Source organism: Candidatus Pelagibacter sp. HIMB1695, from assembly GCF_052047655.1.
Classification (GTDB): domain Bacteria; phylum Pseudomonadota; class Alphaproteobacteria; order Pelagibacterales; family Pelagibacteraceae; genus Pelagibacter.
The window spans coordinates 143920-160866 of sequence record NZ_JBNAJT010000001.1 but is presented as its reverse complement, the minus strand read 5'-3'; the positions used below and the strand labels follow the sequence as shown (position 1 = coordinate 160866).

The following is a 16947-nucleotide window of genomic DNA, read 5'->3' as shown; positions in this document are numbered from 1 at the left end:
TAAAACTTTATCAAATGAAAGAAATTTATATTGGAATAAATTGGGAACAAAATTCTACAGCCGCTTTAATGGTGGATGGAAAAATTTTAGGATGTATTAGTGAAGAAAGATTTACCAGAATTAAAAATGATGAAAGATATCCCTACAACGCAATAAACTGGCTTTTAAAAAACTTTCGAATTTCTAAAAAAGATATTACAGCTATTTGCTTTATATCAGAGGCATGGACACCAGCATATATTCTCACAAGACACTACACAAAAATGAATGTGGATGATTATATATATGAACAAAAAAAAATATGGTACCCAAGACTATATAAAAATAAAAAAATCTCACAATTAAAAGTTTTTAAAGATAGAATTGATACTAATCAATATCCTGGTAAAAAATATTGGGAAAAAAATATTCAAATTTTAAACAAAAAAACAGATCACTCATCAAATAAAGAATTAATAGAAATTGGAAAAAAAATTCGCAAAGAAGTTGTTGGTATTCATCTTGGAATTAGTGAGAATAAAGTAAAATTCATTGACCATTCAACAGGACATGTGTTTTATAGTTTTTTTGCATTGGGTAGAATTAGAAAAACTATTAGTATAAGTCTGGACGCATTTGGAGATTTTATCAATTATAAAGTTGTAAAATTTTATTTAAAGAATAAACAAATACAAACTAAAGAAATAGTAAAAGGTGGTAATTTTATAATAGCAAGGCTTTACAGATATATAACTTTGATATTAGGATTAAAACCTAATGAGCACGAATATAAAGTAATGGGATTAGCCCCTTATGCAAAAAAACAATATTTTGAAGAAACAACAAAATTATTTTTTTCTCTACAAGATGTTAAGGGGTTAAAATTCCATAATAAAAAAAAAATTCCTGATCTTTATTTTTATATAAAAGAATTACTAGATGGTAAAAGATTTGATGCTATTTCAGGTGCGCTTCAAGATTATACAGAAAAATTAATAAATAAATGGATTAAGAATATTTTAAAAAAATATAAATTTGAAAATATTAACTTAGCTGGTGGTGTTGCTATGAATGTAAAAAATAATCTTACAATTTCAGAGCAAAAAAAAATAAAAAATGTTTACATACCTCCTTCACCTGACGACTCCTCTCAAGCTATGGGTGCATGCTATGTTTATTATTTTAAAAAATTTAACAAACAACCTAAACCATTAAAAAATGCTTATTTGGGTTATCAAATTAATAATGAGCTTGTTAGAAATATTATTAAAAAAATTGATAAAAAAAAATATCAGATAGTTACAAAGAATATAAATGAAAAAGCAGCACTAATGCTTGCGGACAATAAAGTTTTAGCTAGATGTGCTGGTAGATCTGAATTCGGTGCAAGAGCTTTGGGAAATAGATCCATTATCGCAAATCCATCCAATGTAAACATAAAAAAAATAATAAATGAAAAAATAAAGAATAGAGATTTCTGGATGCCTTTCGCAGCATCTGTTCTGGATAAATATTCTAAAAAATATTTTAAATTAAATGGACATATTGAGAATTATAAATATATGACCTCTTGTGTAAAAACAAAATCAAATTTTGTAGAAAAATTAAAAGCCGGAATTCATCCATACGATAATACATGTAGACCACAAATTGTAACTAAAAAAGATAATTTAGAATATTACAACCTTATAAAAAAATTTGGAGAAAATACGAGCATATACGCTTTACTTAACACTTCTTTTAATTTGCATGGCTATCCTTTAGTAAATAATGAAAAGGATGCGGTCAAAGTTTTTGAAATGACAGATTTAGATGGTTTAATTTTAGAAAATTATCTAATTATAAAAAAATTTAATTAATTATATAAATTTGATTTATATAGCCTGTTGTCTATTAATACCTGCAAATCTTACTTTATTGGTTTTATTAATGTTTGATCTATGAATTAAATTTTCGTGAAAAATACAAACATCGCCTATATTCATATTTAAAAATTTTTCTTTAAAGTACTTTTGCATTAACTTAATATCTTTCGGTATATAACTATAGACACCTTTTTTAAATTTTCTATTGTAAGTATAATTAGAAATTTCACCTAGCGTATGACTACCTTCAAGAACACTCATAGTTCCATTCAATTTTATACATTTTTCAAAAAAGGGAAATTGATAGTGAAAAGTTTTTTTTCTAATTTTAGAATAATATGTTTTCTCTTGATGCCAATCATAACTAGTTCTTTTTGAATTTTTAATCCCAATTGCATATGCGCAAGTTAATGTTTTAGTTTTTACGTTAAAAAAATTTTTTGTTAAATTCTCTAATTTTTTTGACATTCTTAAAAAAGGCTTTGATTGGCAAGCATCTTTAAATGCTATGTATAGTTTATCCCACTCTTTATTTTTTTCATATTTTGTAAGCAATTCATGAATATTATTGTAATTTATATTTTCTCTTAATATTTTTTTATAGCTTAAAATTAATTGGTCCTTACATTTATCAAGATCTTTTTTATTAAGCACATTTCTAATAATCACATAACCTTTTGAATAGTAATCATATTTTAACCTAAGTATCATATTTTTGTACCTTCATTCCAACAAAGTAATTCATTCCTTTACCACAATGTCCTTTAAATAATCTACTGTTTTTTTTAATTGTTTTTTTTAATAATTTAATTTTAGTTTTTTTATCTTTTAAATTTAAAATTTTAAAAATATTTTTTAACTCTAGAATAAATTGAAAAATATTTTTTTTATTAATTACATCAATCTTTTCTAATTTATTTATTTTTTCTTCATAAATTTCAATATTTTTATTCAATTTTATTTTTTTAAAACCTTTGACTGATTGATTGTTTATTTTTTTTGATATATTATCTTGTATTTTTAAAATTTGGTTTAAAAGATCAATATTTTTATTTAATATTTTGTCACTATTTCCTTTATATGAAAAATTTACTAATGAATTAAATAGAAAACTTTTATTTTCTAATTTTGAACCTGTCTTTAATCTAAAATAAAATTTGTTAAAACCATAGATCTTTTTTAAATCAAAGGTATCCTCATCTGAACTATATAAATATAAATCATTTTTTTTAAAAAGGGATTCTACTTCTTTAAAGGATAAGGTTTCAATCTTGGGATTAATGTAAGTATCAAATATAATTTCTTTTATTGATCTTCCTCCAAATTTTTTAGCTCTATTTAAATTTTCATTAAATAGTAATTTAGATAGTTTAATTAATTCATTGGTATCTGATGTTAAACTATATAATATGTATCTTTGTAAATTTCTTTGAAAAAAACCATTCGATTCACCAAGTCCTAGTATAAACAAACCATCATTTTTAAGATATTTGATTGCTAAATTAATATTTTTAACAACATCAGAGGTGTGATGTGCAACTCCATTAGAAACAACAAAATCAAACTTTTTGCTTGTTTTAAACTTAAACAAGTCTTTGTTAATTACTTTAAATCTATTTTTTGAATATTTTTTAAATAAATTTCTCGCTTGAATTGATGAACTTTTATCATATTCAACAAGTGTACATTTTGCACCATTCCAATCATAACTAATTGTATTTTGCCCTGTTCCGCAACCTAAATCTAAAAGCTCGCTATTTTTAAAAAGTCTTGTAGGTAATTTTAATTTTTCAATTAAAAAATTTTTTCTATTTCTAAAAAGGATATTTAAATTTTTTTTACTTGTATTGTTAAAATACTTAGAAGGATTTTGTTCGCTATAAACCTTATTTACTTTAAGCAGAATATTATCTTTCATAAATTATTTATACTTAAAATTCAAAATATATATAGATATATTTTAATGATCAAAACGTCGAGGATAACATTTTATTTTTATTGCAAATTATCGCTTTTGATTTATAAATATTTTTATCGCCCTTGTAGCTCAGTTGGTAGAGCAATTGATTTGTAATCAATAGGTCCGCGGTTCGAATCCGTGCGGGGGCACCATAATTTTATCTACCAAGCTGTTAATTTCCAACACTCACCAACACTCTCAATACGAACATAGCAACCAAAAAAAGACATTATCTTAAATGCAAAAAAATCCTGTAATTAAAATTAGTACAACTAAGATAATTGGATTAATTTTATTCATTCAATCTAACTTGTTTCTTTTCTTATTTGTTCAATTTTAATTTTTTTTTGCAAACTTCTGCTTTTGTCATAAAGTAAATTAAACTTAATTTTGTTATTAGTTTTTACAGTAATTGATTTAGCATTTCTTACTTCTAAATTATCTGCTACAGCACTTATTGGTCTTTTTGAAGGATTAAGATTTGTAATAATGATTTTTGTTTTATCATTTACAATTTTACCTTTCCATCTTCTTGGTCTAAATGCACTTATTGGAGATATAGATAATTTTTTTGAATGAAGACTTAAAATAGGTCCATGTACAGATAAATTATAAGCAGTGCTTCCAGCAGGTGTGGACACCAAAACTCCATCAGAAACTAATTTTTTTATAATTTGCCTAGAACCTTGTTTAATTGATAACGAAGCTGCTTGTCTGCTCTGTCTTAATACAGAAACTTCATTAATAGCTATAGATTTTTTGATTTGATTATTTTTATTTTTTACAATCATTTCTAAGGGAGAAATTGAAACCATATTTGCTTTAGAAAGGTTTTTTATAATATCTTTTGAGGAAAATTTATTCATTAGAAAACCGTAGTTTCCAGAGTTAATCCCATAGAAAAATTTATTAGAATTTTTGTTTCTTTTAAGAGTTTGGAGCATAAAACCATCACCTCCAATAACAATAGTTAAATTTTTGTTTTGAAAATTATTAGAACTAATTTTTTTTAATAAAATATTTTTTATATTTAAGGATTTCTTATTTTTATCAGAAATAATTTGTAGTTTGTTCATTTAATGGTGCCCTCGGCCAGACTCGAACTGGCACTCCGCAAGCGGCAAGGATTTTAAGTCCTTTGTGTCTACCAATTTCACCACGAGGGCATTAATCAATTTCACTGTTATATCCACAATTATTTATAACTCAACTATATTAAATTGTATTGGTAATCTCTAGCTTCTATTACCTCTTTTGGTAAATTAAGCTCAACATCACTAATTTTTATTATTTCATCTTTACTGATATTTTTTTTCAATATTGCATTATCGGTTAAACCAAGAGGTAGTACCTTTTCATTTTTCGAAATTTCAGATGTAATTAATTTACCTCTTGCACAAAACCCTCCTTCTCCGTCAAGCTTTTCTCCAACTTTTAAGTCTTTTTTTGCAACACTTGCAACATCTGCATTATATTTCTTCGTATAACCTGTTGCCCTGTTATCAAGTGATATAGAATATATAGACTGAGCAAGTTCTAAACCAATATAATGATAAGGTCTCCATATTGCTGAATAGTTTCCAGAAGAGTCTGTAACCATACCATAATCTTTAAAACAATTTTTTACATATTCATTTTGAGCTTTAATGACAATGTATACTCCCCACCTCAAGTCATTAGGAATATCTTTTTTATTTAAATCAATACTTGAAATAACTTCAACTTGACCTTCAAAATCAATTAATCCACCATCTTTTTTTGGTATTAATTTTTTTGCAATATCATAAACCCCAACTGGAGGAAAAGTTAATCCGTTAGAAGGACATTTAAGATTTGCAGCATTGCTTACTGCACACATTTCAATTGCAGATTTATCGCCGCATAAAAAACTATTAAACATTTTAGGATTCATTCCTGACTCATTCTCTGCCCTCTGTTTAGTTAAACCATAGTGACCCCAAACTGTATCGGGTGTGGAATATTCAAAACTTGGATGGTATTTTGTTCCTTTTCCAGCACAAATAACTTCAAAACCATTAAGTCTAGCCCATTCAATTTGTTCTATAATTAACGAAGGTTGGTCACCATAAGCCATCGAACAAATAACTCCATTTTCTTTAGCTAAATCTGATAAATATTTTCCACATGTGATATCTGCCTCTACATTAACTAAAATCAAATGTTTCTTTTCTTTTAAAATCCTTATTGCATGGACAGTACCCACAACAGGGTTTCCTGTTGCTTCAATAAAGATTTCAATATTTCTATCAATAATTTGATCAAGAGAAGTTGAAAAATTAATTTTAGATACCTCTTCTTTACTTACTCCACTTTTTAAACAATTTTTTTTTGCTTGATCAATATTCAGATCAACTATGCTATCAATTTTAATTTTATTTAAGTTAGAATATTGAGATAGAAACATACTTACAAATTTTCCACATCCAACAAAAGCTACTCTTATTGGATTTTTTTGATCCTTTAATTTTGTGTGTAAAAACATTTCAATTAAAATTGTAAAGCTTTTGTGAGAAATTTTTTATCTAACTTGCAATCTTTATATCCTCTTTTAACTATGTTTAGATATCTTTCTGTAGGAAACTTAAAAGAAGATTTCTTAACCATTGTATAAGTCATGACTTTTTTTCCATAATAATAGAAATAGTATTTTTTATATAAAATTGGAAAATCCTCATAAACATCCAACTTTTTTTCATCACTTTTTGAAATTTCAAATAATCCACCTGGTACGATGGAATTTTTTTTTGGCTCAATGTCTGCTGCTCTATATTTGCTTCTAAATGTTAATTTAAAATCTTTTAAGTTTATTTTTTTTAAAAAAATACTGTCTTTACATCTTCGTTTCATTTGAAAATGATGAAGATTGCTACCGTAAGCAAAATACAACATTAGCGCTCAACTACCTCAATTTTTTTTTCATTTACAAATTTTAAAATCTGCGAATTACAATCATCAATTTTATTTTGATCTTCTGATCTAATAACTATAGATACACCAAGTTTACCAGCATGAAAAAATGGATAACTGCCAATCTCTACATCTAAATTATTATTTTGTACTTTTGTTAATGAACTTGCTATTTCACTTTCAACCGTTCTTAAACTTATAGTTAAGCTTTTGATTGGTTCACCACCAACTATATTATTTGTTAATCCACCTAACATAGATTTTAATATAGAAGGAACTCCTGGTAACGAATATACATTTTCAACATTAAATCCTGGAGCGCCGCTTGTTGGATTTAAAATTAGATTTGCATTTTGAGGCATCCAAGCCATTTTCTGTCTTCCCTCATTAAATTCTCCTGGTTGATAATATTCTTCTAGAATTTTGAAAGCTTCTTTGTGAACTTCATATTTTACTCCAAATGCTTTTGAAACAGATTGAGCTGTTATATCATCGTGAGTGGGTCCAATACCACCAGTTGTAAAAACATAATCATATTTTGATCTAAGTAAATTTAGTGTTTCAACTATAATATTTTCTACATCGGGAATTACTCTAACCTCCTCAACCTTTACCCCTATAGAATTTAACCAAGTTGCTAATGTTGAGGTATTAGTGTCTTGTGTTCTTCCAGATAAAATTTCATTACCAATAATTAAAATTGAAGCTTTAAATTTTGCTTTTTTATCCATATGAAATATATAATTTACTAATGGAATTTACCAAGTCTTTAGTAAAAGGCAAACTAATCAAACGTTACAAAAGGTTTTTTACCGACATAAAACTTGGTAAAGAAATTGTCACAGCTCATTGTCCTAACACGGGTTCTATGAAAGGTTTATTAGATGAAGGTAATAAAGTTTATTTACTACCAAATAATGACCCTAAGAGAAAACTAAAGTTTGGACTTGAAATAATTAAATCAAGAAAAAATTTAGTAGGTGTCAATACTCATATGGCTAACAAGATAGTAAATCATGCAATCGAAAATAATTTGATCAAAGAATTAAAAAATAACGATAAAATAAAACCAGAGGTATTCTTTAATAAGGAAACTAGATTTGATTTTTTACTAGAAAAAAAAAATAAAAAAAGCTTTGTAGAAGTCAAGAACGTTACCTTATTTAGAGATAAAGAAACTGCTGAGTTTCCAGATGCCATTACTTCAAGAGGATCTAAGCATTTATTAACTCTTATTGATGCCATAAATAAAGGTTATAGTGGTTATCTGATATTTTTAGTTCAAATTCAAAATATGAAATATTTTAAAATAGCTAAAGATATCGATGAAGAATATTATGAAAATTATAAAAAAGCTAAAAAAGCTGGGGTAAATTTTCTTGCTTATAGATGTGATATAAGTTCAAAAAAAATTATTATAGATAAAAAACTTAAAATTTTAGATGAGTGATTATAAAGAAAAATTTGAAAAAATGAGAGTTGCTGGTGATTTAGCAGCAAGGACACTTGATATGTTAACTGAAAACATTAAAGAAGGTGTCTCAACAGATTATATAGATAAATTGGGGTATGAATTTATAAGAGATAACGGAGGACATTCTGCTCCACTTTACTATAGAGGTTTTACGAAATCTTTATGTACTTCATTAAATCATGTTGTATGTCATGGAATTCCTTCAGATAGAGTTTTAAGAGATGGTGATGCGGTAAATGTTGATGTTACTGCAATTGTAGATGAGCATTATGGTGATACCAGTAGAATGTTTTGCATTGGTAAAACACCAATTAAATTAAACAATCTAATAGATGCTACTTACGAGTCCATGATGAGAGCAATTAAAATTTTAAAACCAGGAATTAAATTAGGTGATATTGGTCACGAAATTCAATCATTTGTTGAAGAAAAAGGATACTCTGTTGTTAGAGATTTTTGTGGTCACGGTATAAGTACAACATTTCATGAACCACCAAACATTTTACATTATGGAAGTAAAAACTCAGGACCAGAGTTAAAACCTGGAATGACTTTTACAATAGAGCCTATGATAAATTCAGGTAAATATGATGTTAAAATGTTAAATGATGGTTGGACTGCTGTTACAAAAGATAAATCTTTATCAGCTCAATTTGAACATACGTTAGGAATTACTGAAAATGGTTATGAAATCTTTACAGAATCTGCTAAAGGTTATTTAAAGCCTCCATACTTATAATTAATGATTAAAAGATACTCTCGAAAAGAATTAACTGATATTTGGTCAGAGGAAAATAAATATAAAATTTGGCTAGATGTAGAAGTTGCGGCTGCTGAGGCTATGGAAAAACTTGGTCAAATACCAAGAGGAGTAGCTTCAATTGTTAGAAAAAAAGCAGTTATCAATGTAAATAGAATACATAAAATTGAATCTGAAGTTAAACATGATGTTATAGCTTTTCTATCCTCTGTTACAGAAAAAGCAGGAATTAAAGCAAGATATTTACATCAAGGTATGACTTCATCAGATGTCCTTGATACCAGTTTTAATATTCAATTAGTTCAATCTGGAAAAATAATTCTTAAAGATATCGATCAAATTTTAAAAGTACTTAAGAAGCAGGCAAAAAAATATAAAATGACTCCATGTATGGGCAGAAGTCATGGAATTCATGCTGAACCAGTTACTTTTGGATTAAAATTAGCTTCTTTTTATGAGGAATTTAAGAGAAACAGAAAAAGACTTAAAGATGCAATAGATGAGGTATCAACCTGTGCAATATCAGGAGCAGTTGGAACTTTTGCAAATATAAGTCCAAATGTAGAAAAGCATGTTGCTAAAAAACTAGGTTTAAAAGTTGAGCCAATTTCAACCCAAGTTATTCCAAGAGATCGACATGCATTTTATTTTACAGTTTTAGGTATTATCGCAGGTTCAATTGAGAGAGTTGCAATTGAGATAAGACATTTGCAAAGAACAGAGGTTTATGAATTACAAGAGTACTTTTCAAAAAAACAAAAAGGATCGTCTGCGATGCCTCATAAGAAAAATCCAATTTTAAGTGAAAACTTAACTGGTTTAGCTAGAATGGTTAGAAGTGCTGTGATACCAGCTCTAGAAAATATAGCGCTATGGCATGAAAGAGACATTTCACACTCAAGTGTTGAAAGAAACATTGGTCCTGATGCAAATATTACAACAGACTTTGCATTGGTTAGATTAACAAATATTTTAGACAATATGATTGTTTATCCTAAAAAAATGTTAGAAAACTTGAATATAACAAAAGGGCTAATTTTCTCTCAAGAAGTTATGCTAGAATTAACTAAATCTGGTTTAAGTAGAGAAAAATCTTACAGGATTGTTCAATCGTATGCAAAAAAATGCTTTGCTGAAAACCTAAACTTATTTGATGTGATATCTAATGATAAGTTTATTATGACCAAAATTACAACGAAAAAGCTTAAATCAATATTTAGTTACGCAAAACACTTTAAAAATGTGAATTTGATCTTTAGAAGAGTTTTTAAATAATGAAAAAAGGAAAAAAACTATACGAAGGTAAAGCAAAAATCATTTATGCAACAAATGATAAAAATTTAGTTATTCAATATTTTAAGGACGATGCAACAGCATTCAATAATCAAAAGAAAACTACGATTGAAGGAAAAGGTGTTTTAAATAATAGAATATCTGAACATATTCTTTCAAATTTATCTCAAATAGGAATTAAAAATCATTTAGTAAAAAGATTAAATATGCGTGAACAAATAATAAAACTAGTTGAGATAATTCCGATTGAATTTATTGTTAGAAATGTTGCAACAGGATCTATAACTAAAAGATTAGGTATTGAGGATGGGACTGTTTTAAAAGAACCATTAATTGAATACTGCTTAAAAGATGACAAATTAGGTGACCCTCTAATTGCAGAAGAGCACATAATAGCTTTCGATTGGGCTAGCAAAAACGAAATTGATAAAGTCAAAAAAATGATACTAAGAATTAATGACTTTATGATTGGAATGTTTAGAGGAGTTGGAATTAAATTGATTGATTTCAAACTAGAATTTGGAAGGTTAAAATCTAATGGAAAGCAAGAAATAATACTAGCAGATGAAATTAGCCCAGATACATGCAGACTTTGGGACAGTATTACTGATAAAAAACTTGATAAAGACAGATTTAGAAAAGATTTAGGTGATTTAATACCAGCTTACACAGAAGTTGCTAAAAGATTGGGTATTTTACATGAACAATCCAATGTGAGTGCCGTGAATGTAACAAAATTATCATCTGTTAAGAGAAAGAAAAAATGAAAATCTCAGTAGTAATCACTTTAAAAAAAGATGTGCTTGATCCACAAGGTAAAGTTATTCATCAAACTTTAGATGGCATGGGCTTTGATGGTGTGAATGAAGTTAGACAAGGTAAATATTTTGAAATTGATACAAAAGAAAATGATCCAAAAAAAGCTAAAGATAAAGTTGAAGAAATGTGTAAAAAACTTTTAGCCAATCTTGTAATTGAAAACTATAAAATTATTGATCTAAAGTAATTAATGAAATCATCTGTCATTACTTTTCCAGGATCCAATTGCGATAGAGATATGGATGTCGCTCTAAAAAAATTTGGATTTAAGAATAAAATGGTTTGGCATGATGATGCTGAGCTTCCAAAAAGTGATTTAATTGTATTACCAGGGGGATTTTCATATGGTGACTATTTAAGATGTGGGAGTATGGCATCTAAATCAAAAATCATGAAGTCAGTCATTAATTTTGCTAATTCTGGTGGTATGGTAATGGGAATTTGTAATGGATTTCAAATATTAGTTGAAACTGGACTAGTTCCCGGTGTGTTATTGAGAAATAAATATCTAGAATTTATTTGCAAAAATGTATTCGTAAAAGTTAATAACAAAAAAAATAATTATTTTAATAATATCAATAATGATGTTTTAGAATTTCATATTGCTCACAATGAAGGAAATTATTTTTGTACAAAAGATCAATTAAAAGAAATTGAAGATAATGAACAAGTTGCAATAAATTATTGTGATGAAAATGGAAAAATAGAAGAGCAATTCAATCCAAATGGTTCAATTAAAAATATTGCTGGAATATTTAATAAAGAAAAAAATGTTTTAGGTATGATGCCTCATCCTGAAAGAATGATTGATAATTGTTTATCGGGAGAAGATGGATCAATTTTTTTTAATAATTTAATTAATAATTTAAAATGATAGTAAACGAACAAGTGGCTATTGATCATGGCTTGAAGAAAGATGAATATGCTAAAATTTGTGAATTATTAAAAAGAACACCAAATATTACTGAACTTGGTATTTTTTCTGCAATGTGGAATGAGCATTGCTCTTATAAATCATCCAGACTTCATTTGAAAAAACTTCCAACAAAAGGAAGAAAAGTTATTCAAGGTCCTGGAGAAAACGCTGGTGTTATTGATATTGAAGATAATGATGCCATTGTTTTTAAAATTGAAAGCCATAACCACCCATCTTTTATTGAGCCCTATCAAGGAGCAGCAACAGGTGTTGGTGGGATTATGAGAGATGTATTTACAATGGGCGCTAGACCTATTGCAAACTTAAACTCTATTCATTTTGGCTCGCCTCAAAACAAAAAGACAAAAAATCTTTTAAGAGGTGTGGTTCATGGAATTGGAGGATATGGAAATTGCATGGGTGTTCCAACAGTTGCAGGACAAACTAGTTTTGATAGTTCATATAATGGAAATATCTTGGTTAATGCAATGACACTTGGGTTGGTTAAAAAAGATAAGATTTTTTACTCAAAAGCAGCTGGTTTAAATAAGCCTGTTATTTATGTTGGTTCAAAAACAGGTAGAGATGGGATCCATGGAGCAAGTATGGCTTCAGCAAGTTTTGATGACAAAATAGAAGAAAAGAAACCCACTGTTCAAGTTGGAGATCCATTTACTGAAAAACTTCTACTTGAAGCTTGTTTGGAATTAATGGCTGGAGACTCAATTATAGCTATACAAGATATGGGGGCTGCTGGATTAACCTCGTCAAGTATTGAAATGGCCTCAAAAGGAAATCTTGGAATTGAAATAAATCTTAACAAAGTTCCTTGTAGAGAAGCTAAGATGACACCCTACGAAATTATGCTCTCAGAAAGCCAAGAAAGAATGTTGATTGTTCTAGAAAATGGCAAAGAAAAACAAGCAAAAAAAATATTTGATAAATGGAATTTAGATTTTGCAGTTATTGGCAAAACTACTAATTCAAAAAAAATACAACTTTACTTTGATAATGAAAAGGTAGCAGACATCCCTGTAAATACATTAGTCGAAAATTCACCGATGTATGACCGTAAATGGAAAAAAGCAAAGCTACCTAAAAAGAATAAAATTAAAAAAGAAGATTTAAAAAATTTCAAAATTGTAGATGTTCTAAAAAAAATTTTAGCAAATCCAAATATATGTAGCAAAGAATGGATTTGGCAACAGTATGATCATACAGTTATGGGGGATACTATTCAAAAACCAGGTGGAGATGCTGGAGTTGTGAGAGTGCATGGAACAAATAAAGCTATAGCTGCATCAGTAGACAGTTCTGCTGTTTATTGTTGGGCCCACCCTCTTACCGGTGGTAAACAAGTTGTTTGTGAGAGTTTTAGAAATTTAATTGCTGTTGGAGCAAAACCTATTGCTATTACTAATTGCTTAAATTTTGGAAGCCCTGAAAATGAGGAGAATATGGGTGAGTTTGTTGAATGTGTTCAAGGAATTGGTGAAGCAAGTGAATATTTAAAATTCCCAGTAGTTTCAGGAAATGTTTCTTTTTACAATCAAACTAAAGATGAAGGTATAAAGCCAACTCCTGCTATTGGAGGTGTAGGTTTGATAAAGGATTATAATAAAATGATCACTATGGATTTTAAAGAGATTGATAATGTGGTTTTAGTTATTGGAAAAACAGAGGGACATTTAGATCAAACTTTATTTGCAAGAAATATATTAGATGAAAAAAATGGTCCTCCTCCTGAAATAAATTTATTTAATGAGAAAAATAATGGAGAAACTTTGTTGAAACTTATCGAAAGTAATCTAATCAAAAGTGCTCATGATGTTTCTTTAGGTGGAATTATTACAGCGGTAGCTAAAATGTGCATCAAAGGTAAAAAAGGAATAAACTTAAATAAACCAAAATATTTAATCAATGAATTAGAATATTTCTTTGGTGAAGATCAAGGGCGTTACATTATTGAGGTTAGTAAAAAAGATTTAAAAAAAGTCACAGATATATTGAATAAAAATGCTGTTCATTTTGACGAACTTGGTACAATCAGTGAAAATGAACTATATTTTGATGATAAGACAAAAGTTACAATTGACGAATTAACAAGTTCAAATACAAAGTGGCTTACAGATTATATGAGTAACTAATGGCAATGGATTTAAAAGAAATTGAAAGTTTAATTAAAGAAGCAATGCCTGATGCTGTCGTAGAAATTCAAGATTTAGCAGGTGATGGAAATCATTATTCAGCGACTGTGACTTCTTCTCAGTTTTCAGGAAAAAGTAAAATTGAACAACATAAAATGGTATATAATTCTCTAAAAGGACGTATGGGAAATGAATTACATGCCCTAGCAATTAAAACAAAGGAGCAATAATGGACGATAATACAAAAAATATAATTCAAAATCATATAGACAACAATGATGTTTGTTTGTTTATGAAAGGAACTCCAGATGCTCCACAGTGTGGTTTTTCAATGGCTGTTTCAAACATTTTAAAAATTCTTGAAGTAAATTTTAAAGGAGTAAATGTTTTAGAAGATCAAAACATCAGAGAAGGTATTAAAATTTACAGTGATTGGCCAACAATTCCTCAATTGTATATTAAAAAAGAATTTGTTGGTGGATGTGATATCGTAAAAGAAATGTACGAAAATGGAGAACTTAAAAAAGTTCTTGAGGATAAAGGTATTAATTTTAAAAATTAAATCTAGAAGTTATCTAGAGTAATATTCAATTACAAGATTGGGTTCCATTATTACAGGATAAGGAACTTCTTCAAATTTAGGAATTCTTACAAATTTTAATTTTTTATTTTTCTCATCCATTTGGATATATTCTGGTGTTTCTCTTTCTTTATTTGCTAGAGCGATATCAATGATTGCTAATTGTTTAGATTTATCTCTAATTTCAATTGTATCCTCTTCTTTTACTAAATAGCTTCCAATATTAACTTTCTTGCCATTTACTCTTACATGACCGTGGTTAATTAATTGTCTAGCTGAGAAAATAGTAGTTGCAAATTTTGCTCTATAGATAACCGCATCCAATCTTCTCTCTAAAAGACCAATTAAATTTTCTCCAGTGTCTCCTTTGAGCATAACAGCTTTTTTGTAAATATTTCTGAACTGTTTTTCATTAATATTTCCATAGTAAGCTTTTAATTTTTGTTTAGCTTGTAACTGAATTCCATAATCTGATGGCTTAGATGTTTTTGTTTGACCATGCTGACCAGGTCCATAAGCTCTAGTATTAAAAGGACTTTTTGGTCTACCCCATAGGTTAACCTTTAATCTTCTGTCTACTTTATGTTTAGAGTTTAATCTTTTTGTCATTTAATAGTGGGCTTTATAAACTTACTCTTACTTTTGTCAATCAACGTTTTTTGCCTAAACTTGCAAATACACCAGATAAAATACGCGTTTCTTTAGTTGATAATTCCATTCGGTAAAAGATATTTCTTAAGTTTTCAAGCATTATTGGCTTCTTCTCTTTTGATTTGAAGAAATTAATCTCTTCTAGATTCTGGATACATAAGTTAGCCATAGCAACAATCTCTTTTTTAGAGGCAGATTTTACTTTATTTGACTTATTAAAAGAGGACACTTTTGAATTAAGAATACTTGATACATATTGAGCAATAATTATGAGACTATGAGAAAGGTTTAATGACTTAAAATCAGGATTTGTTGGAATTTGGAGGGTATAATTGGCATAACTAACCTCATTATTAGATAAACCTGATGCTTCTGATCCAAATAGGAAAGCTATCTTTTTTTTATAATTAATTTTTTTTAAATCTTCTAATTGAATGTGTTTTATATTTTTGTTTCTAAATCTCGCTGATGTTGCAATAACAATATCAATATTCTTTAAAGACCTTTCTAAATTTTCATAACTCTTTGCTTTATTAATAATATTCTTAGCACCAACAGAAGTTGCTAAAATTTTATCATTAGGAAATATTGGTTTAGGATCAACAACAACTAATTTCTGAAAATTGAAATTTTTCATTCCTCTTGCACAAGCACCAATGTTTTCTGAAAGCTGAGGCTTATGTAAAATGAAAGAAATATTATTAACTGACATTAATCAATGCCATGATTTCTGTTATAACTAGAGACAACAGATGGTTTGATGTCTGTTAAATACTTGGGATCTACAGACCAAATAGAAACTTTTAATGGATAACATTTTGCAACATCAGAAGAGTGTTCAGATCCACAATCTCCTCCAGGACAAGCTGAAAGAGCGCCCAACAAATCTGTTTCAGCAAAAAACTCTAAATAATCCCCTGGTCTAACTGGACTAGCTTTCATGAAGTATTGTTTGGTATCATTAGTAAAACCAGTTAGCATAAATACATTTAAAACATCATGAACTATTTTTTCTGCATAATCCAACTCAACATTTTTGTCTTTAACTAATGCTCTAGTTAAATTTGAATGGCAACAATAATGGTAATCATTGTCACTCAAAAGCTTTGAGGTATAAGGGTCACATCTGGTTCCAATTACATCATGAACAGAACCACCGTCTTTATCATAATCATACCAATCCAAAGTATCCCAAGTTATTGTAGCCAAAGACCTTAGATATGGAAAACTACTAAACATTTTGTCTCCAATAGAAAGATGCGTTCCATATAAAGCTCTTGTTTTTCCTGAATAAAATTTTTCCTCTAGATTATTTAAATTAAATAAATTTAGATCTCCAACTTGTGGGCCATCTACACTTTCAATTCTGAAAAACTCCCCAAATTTAACCTCAAATGTTTTTGCGTCTCTTGGAGGTATGATTACTTCATCTTTTTTAACCAAATGCTCTCTTGCAGAATGTAAAATACTTAAATTTTTATCTTCAATAGTGGTATTTGGATAACAAACGATAGGCTTTGCCCCTATTCTACTATCGATATCTGTTGGTTTTTCTGAAAATTTTTTAATTTTCAT

General features: G+C 28.1%; 19 protein-coding genes and 2 tRNA genes. 11 read left to right on the top strand and 10 right to left on the bottom strand.

Going from position 1 to position 16947, the window contains the following annotated elements; translation table 11 throughout:
- The first annotated feature begins 14 nt into the window (after window positions 1-14).
- The gene (locus ACTTAX_RS00855; protein WP_440692187.1) at window positions 15-1838 is read left to right on the top strand and encodes a carbamoyltransferase C-terminal domain-containing protein; all 1824 of its coding nucleotides are present in this window, start codon (window positions 15-17) and stop codon (window positions 1836-1838) included.
- 15 nt (window positions 1839-1853) lie between these two features.
- Here ACTTAX_RS00855 and ACTTAX_RS00850 read toward each other — a convergent pair whose 3' ends face one another.
- Together ACTTAX_RS00850 and ACTTAX_RS00845 are read right to left on the bottom strand one after the other, a co-directional pair.
- A complete protein-coding gene (locus tag ACTTAX_RS00850) occupies window positions 1854-2555 on the bottom strand; it encodes a phytanoyl-CoA dioxygenase family protein (protein ID WP_440692185.1) in 702 nt (233 codons plus the stop codon).
- Window positions 2545-3762 (bottom strand): class I SAM-dependent methyltransferase, encoded by a 1218-nt coding sequence (locus ACTTAX_RS00845; RefSeq protein ID WP_440692183.1) that lies wholly within the window; start codon window positions 3760-3762, stop codon window positions 2545-2547. The genes ACTTAX_RS00850 and ACTTAX_RS00845 overlap by 11 nt, the downstream gene beginning before the upstream one ends.
- 118 nt (window positions 3763-3880) lie before the next feature.
- Between ACTTAX_RS00845 and ACTTAX_RS00840 the strand changes: the two genes are divergently transcribed.
- Window positions 3881-3956, top strand: a tRNA-Thr gene (locus tag ACTTAX_RS00840).
- A 153-nt stretch (window positions 3957-4109) separates the two neighbouring features.
- On the opposite strand, the gene ACTTAX_RS00835 is transcribed toward ACTTAX_RS00840, so the two are convergent.
- The 5 genes from ACTTAX_RS00835 to ACTTAX_RS00815 all read right to left on the bottom strand — a co-directional run bounded on the left by ACTTAX_RS00835 (window position 4110) and on the right by ACTTAX_RS00815 (window position 7463).
- Window positions 4110-4880: an NAD kinase gene (locus ACTTAX_RS00835; RefSeq protein WP_440692181.1), complete on the bottom strand. Its 771-nt coding sequence runs from the start codon at window positions 4878-4880 to the stop codon at window positions 4110-4112.
- Window positions 4881-4884: 4 nt separating this feature from the next.
- Window positions 4885-4970 (bottom strand) — tRNA-Leu (locus ACTTAX_RS00830).
- Between the two features lie 44 nt (window positions 4971-5014).
- Complete coding sequence (locus tag ACTTAX_RS00825; RefSeq protein WP_440692179.1) at window positions 5015-6307, bottom strand: NAD(P)H-dependent oxidoreductase; 1293 nt, start codon at window positions 6305-6307, stop codon at window positions 5015-5017.
- 5 nt (window positions 6308-6312) lie between these two features.
- Window positions 6313-6714 (bottom strand): gamma-glutamylcyclotransferase family protein, encoded by a 402-nt coding sequence (locus ACTTAX_RS00820; protein WP_440692177.1) that lies wholly within the window; start codon window positions 6712-6714, stop codon window positions 6313-6315.
- Complete coding sequence (locus ACTTAX_RS00815; protein ID WP_440692175.1) at window positions 6714-7463, bottom strand: competence/damage-inducible protein A; 750 nt, start codon at window positions 7461-7463, stop codon at window positions 6714-6716. The genes ACTTAX_RS00820 and ACTTAX_RS00815 overlap by 1 nt, the downstream gene beginning before the upstream one ends.
- Before the next feature lie 20 nt (window positions 7464-7483).
- Here ACTTAX_RS00815 and sfsA point away from each other — a divergent pair, with 20 nt between their 5' ends.
- Genes sfsA through grxD form a run of 9 tightly spaced genes read left to right on the top strand, consistent with a single transcriptional unit; the run spans window position 7484 to window position 14703 of the window.
- Window positions 7484-8182 (top strand): DNA/RNA nuclease SfsA, encoded by a 699-nt coding sequence (sfsA, locus tag ACTTAX_RS00810; RefSeq protein ID WP_440692173.1) that lies wholly within the window; start codon window positions 7484-7486, stop codon window positions 8180-8182.
- Window positions 8175-8945, top strand: coding sequence for a type I methionyl aminopeptidase (gene map / locus ACTTAX_RS00805; RefSeq protein ID WP_440692171.1), 771 nt, complete (start codon window positions 8175-8177; stop codon window positions 8943-8945). The genes sfsA and map overlap by 8 nt, the downstream gene beginning before the upstream one ends.
- Window positions 8946-8948: 3 nt before the next feature.
- Window positions 8949-10241, top strand: coding sequence for an adenylosuccinate lyase (purB, locus tag ACTTAX_RS00800; protein WP_440692169.1), 1293 nt, complete (start codon window positions 8949-8951; stop codon window positions 10239-10241).
- Window positions 10241-11026, top strand: coding sequence for a phosphoribosylaminoimidazolesuccinocarboxamide synthase (gene purC, locus ACTTAX_RS00795; protein WP_440692167.1), 786 nt, complete (start codon window positions 10241-10243; stop codon window positions 11024-11026). Before purB ends, purC begins: the two co-directional genes overlap by 1 nt.
- Window positions 11023-11265, top strand: a complete 243-nt coding sequence (purS, locus tag ACTTAX_RS00790) for a phosphoribosylformylglycinamidine synthase subunit PurS (protein ID WP_440692165.1) — start codon at window positions 11023-11025, stop codon at window positions 11263-11265. The genes purC and purS overlap by 4 nt, the downstream gene beginning before the upstream one ends.
- A gap of 3 nt (window positions 11266-11268) precedes the next feature.
- Entirely contained in the window at window positions 11269-11952 is a 684-nt protein-coding gene (purQ, locus tag ACTTAX_RS00785) for a phosphoribosylformylglycinamidine synthase I (RefSeq protein WP_440692163.1), read from the top strand.
- Window positions 11949-14141, top strand: coding sequence for a phosphoribosylformylglycinamidine synthase subunit PurL (purL, locus tag ACTTAX_RS00780; RefSeq protein WP_440692161.1), 2193 nt, complete (start codon window positions 11949-11951; stop codon window positions 14139-14141). Before purQ ends, purL begins: the two co-directional genes overlap by 4 nt.
- Window positions 14141-14371 (top strand): BolA/IbaG family iron-sulfur metabolism protein, encoded by a 231-nt coding sequence (locus tag ACTTAX_RS00775; protein ID WP_262589071.1) that lies wholly within the window; start codon window positions 14141-14143, stop codon window positions 14369-14371. The genes purL and ACTTAX_RS00775 overlap by 1 nt, the downstream gene beginning before the upstream one ends.
- Complete coding sequence (grxD, locus tag ACTTAX_RS00770; RefSeq protein ID WP_440692160.1) at window positions 14371-14703, top strand: Grx4 family monothiol glutaredoxin; 333 nt, start codon at window positions 14371-14373, stop codon at window positions 14701-14703. The genes ACTTAX_RS00775 and grxD overlap by 1 nt, the downstream gene beginning before the upstream one ends.
- Window positions 14704-14712: 9 nt before the next feature.
- Here the strand turns inward: grxD and rpsD are convergent, their stop codons facing one another.
- From rpsD to ACTTAX_RS00755, 3 genes are read right to left on the bottom strand one after another with little or no spacing between them, the layout of a single operon-like run.
- Window positions 14713-15330: a 30S ribosomal protein S4 gene (gene rpsD / locus ACTTAX_RS00765; RefSeq protein ID WP_440678165.1), complete on the bottom strand. Its 618-nt coding sequence runs from the start codon at window positions 15328-15330 to the stop codon at window positions 14713-14715.
- Between the two features lie 40 nt (window positions 15331-15370).
- Entirely contained in the window at window positions 15371-16084 is a 714-nt protein-coding gene (locus ACTTAX_RS00760; protein WP_440692158.1) for an RNA methyltransferase, read from the bottom strand.
- Window positions 16084-16947 (bottom strand): urea carboxylase-associated family protein, encoded by an 864-nt coding sequence (locus tag ACTTAX_RS00755; RefSeq protein ID WP_440692157.1) that lies wholly within the window; start codon window positions 16945-16947, stop codon window positions 16084-16086. Before ACTTAX_RS00755 ends, ACTTAX_RS00760 begins: the two co-directional genes overlap by 1 nt.

Bases quoted from the DNA above. Each gene is read 5' to 3' on its own strand.
- purB (WP_440692169.1), top strand. From the start codon at position 8,949: ATGATTAAAAGATACTCTCGAAAAGAATTAACTGATATTTGGTCAGAG.
- ACTTAX_RS00850 (WP_440692185.1), bottom strand. From the start codon at position 2,555: ATGATACTTAGGTTAAAATATGATTACTATTCAAAAGGTTATGTGATT.
- sfsA (WP_440692173.1), top strand. From the start codon at position 7,484: ATGGAATTTACCAAGTCTTTAGTAAAAGGCAAACTAATCAAACGTTAC.
- purQ (WP_440692163.1), top strand. From the start codon at position 11,269: ATGAAATCATCTGTCATTACTTTTCCAGGATCCAATTGCGATAGAGAT.
- ACTTAX_RS00845 (WP_440692183.1), bottom strand. From the start codon at position 3,762: ATGAAAGATAATATTCTGCTTAAAGTAAATAAGGTTTATAGCGAACAA.
- purS (WP_440692165.1), top strand. From the start codon at position 11,023: ATGAAAATCTCAGTAGTAATCACTTTAAAAAAAGATGTGCTTGATCCA.
- ACTTAX_RS00760 (WP_440692158.1), bottom strand. From the start codon at position 16,084: ATGTCAGTTAATAATATTTCTTTCATTTTACATAAGCCTCAGCTTTCA.
- rpsD (WP_440678165.1), bottom strand. From the start codon at position 15,330: ATGACAAAAAGATTAAACTCTAAACATAAAGTAGACAGAAGATTAAAG.
- ACTTAX_RS00815 (WP_440692175.1), bottom strand. From the start codon at position 7,463: ATGGATAAAAAAGCAAAATTTAAAGCTTCAATTTTAATTATTGGTAAT.
- ACTTAX_RS00820 (WP_440692177.1), bottom strand. From the start codon at position 6,714: ATGTTGTATTTTGCTTACGGTAGCAATCTTCATCATTTTCAAATGAAA.
- purC (WP_440692167.1), top strand. From the start codon at position 10,241: ATGAAAAAAGGAAAAAAACTATACGAAGGTAAAGCAAAAATCATTTAT.
- grxD (WP_440692160.1), top strand. From the start codon at position 14,371: ATGGACGATAATACAAAAAATATAATTCAAAATCATATAGACAACAAT.
- ACTTAX_RS00855 (WP_440692187.1), top strand. From the start codon at position 15: ATGAAAGAAATTTATATTGGAATAAATTGGGAACAAAATTCTACAGCC.
- purL (WP_440692161.1), top strand. From the start codon at position 11,949: ATGATAGTAAACGAACAAGTGGCTATTGATCATGGCTTGAAGAAAGAT.
- ACTTAX_RS00775 (WP_262589071.1), top strand. From the start codon at position 14,141: ATGGCAATGGATTTAAAAGAAATTGAAAGTTTAATTAAAGAAGCAATG.
- map (WP_440692171.1), top strand. From the start codon at position 8,175: ATGAGTGATTATAAAGAAAAATTTGAAAAAATGAGAGTTGCTGGTGAT.
- ACTTAX_RS00825 (WP_440692179.1), bottom strand. From the start codon at position 6,307: ATGTTTTTACACACAAAATTAAAGGATCAAAAAAATCCAATAAGAGTA.
- ACTTAX_RS00755 (WP_440692157.1), bottom strand. From the start codon at position 16,947: ATGAAAATTAAAAAATTTTCAGAAAAACCAACAGATATCGATAGTAGA.
- ACTTAX_RS00835 (WP_440692181.1), bottom strand. From the start codon at position 4,880: ATGAACAAACTACAAATTATTTCTGATAAAAATAAGAAATCCTTAAAT.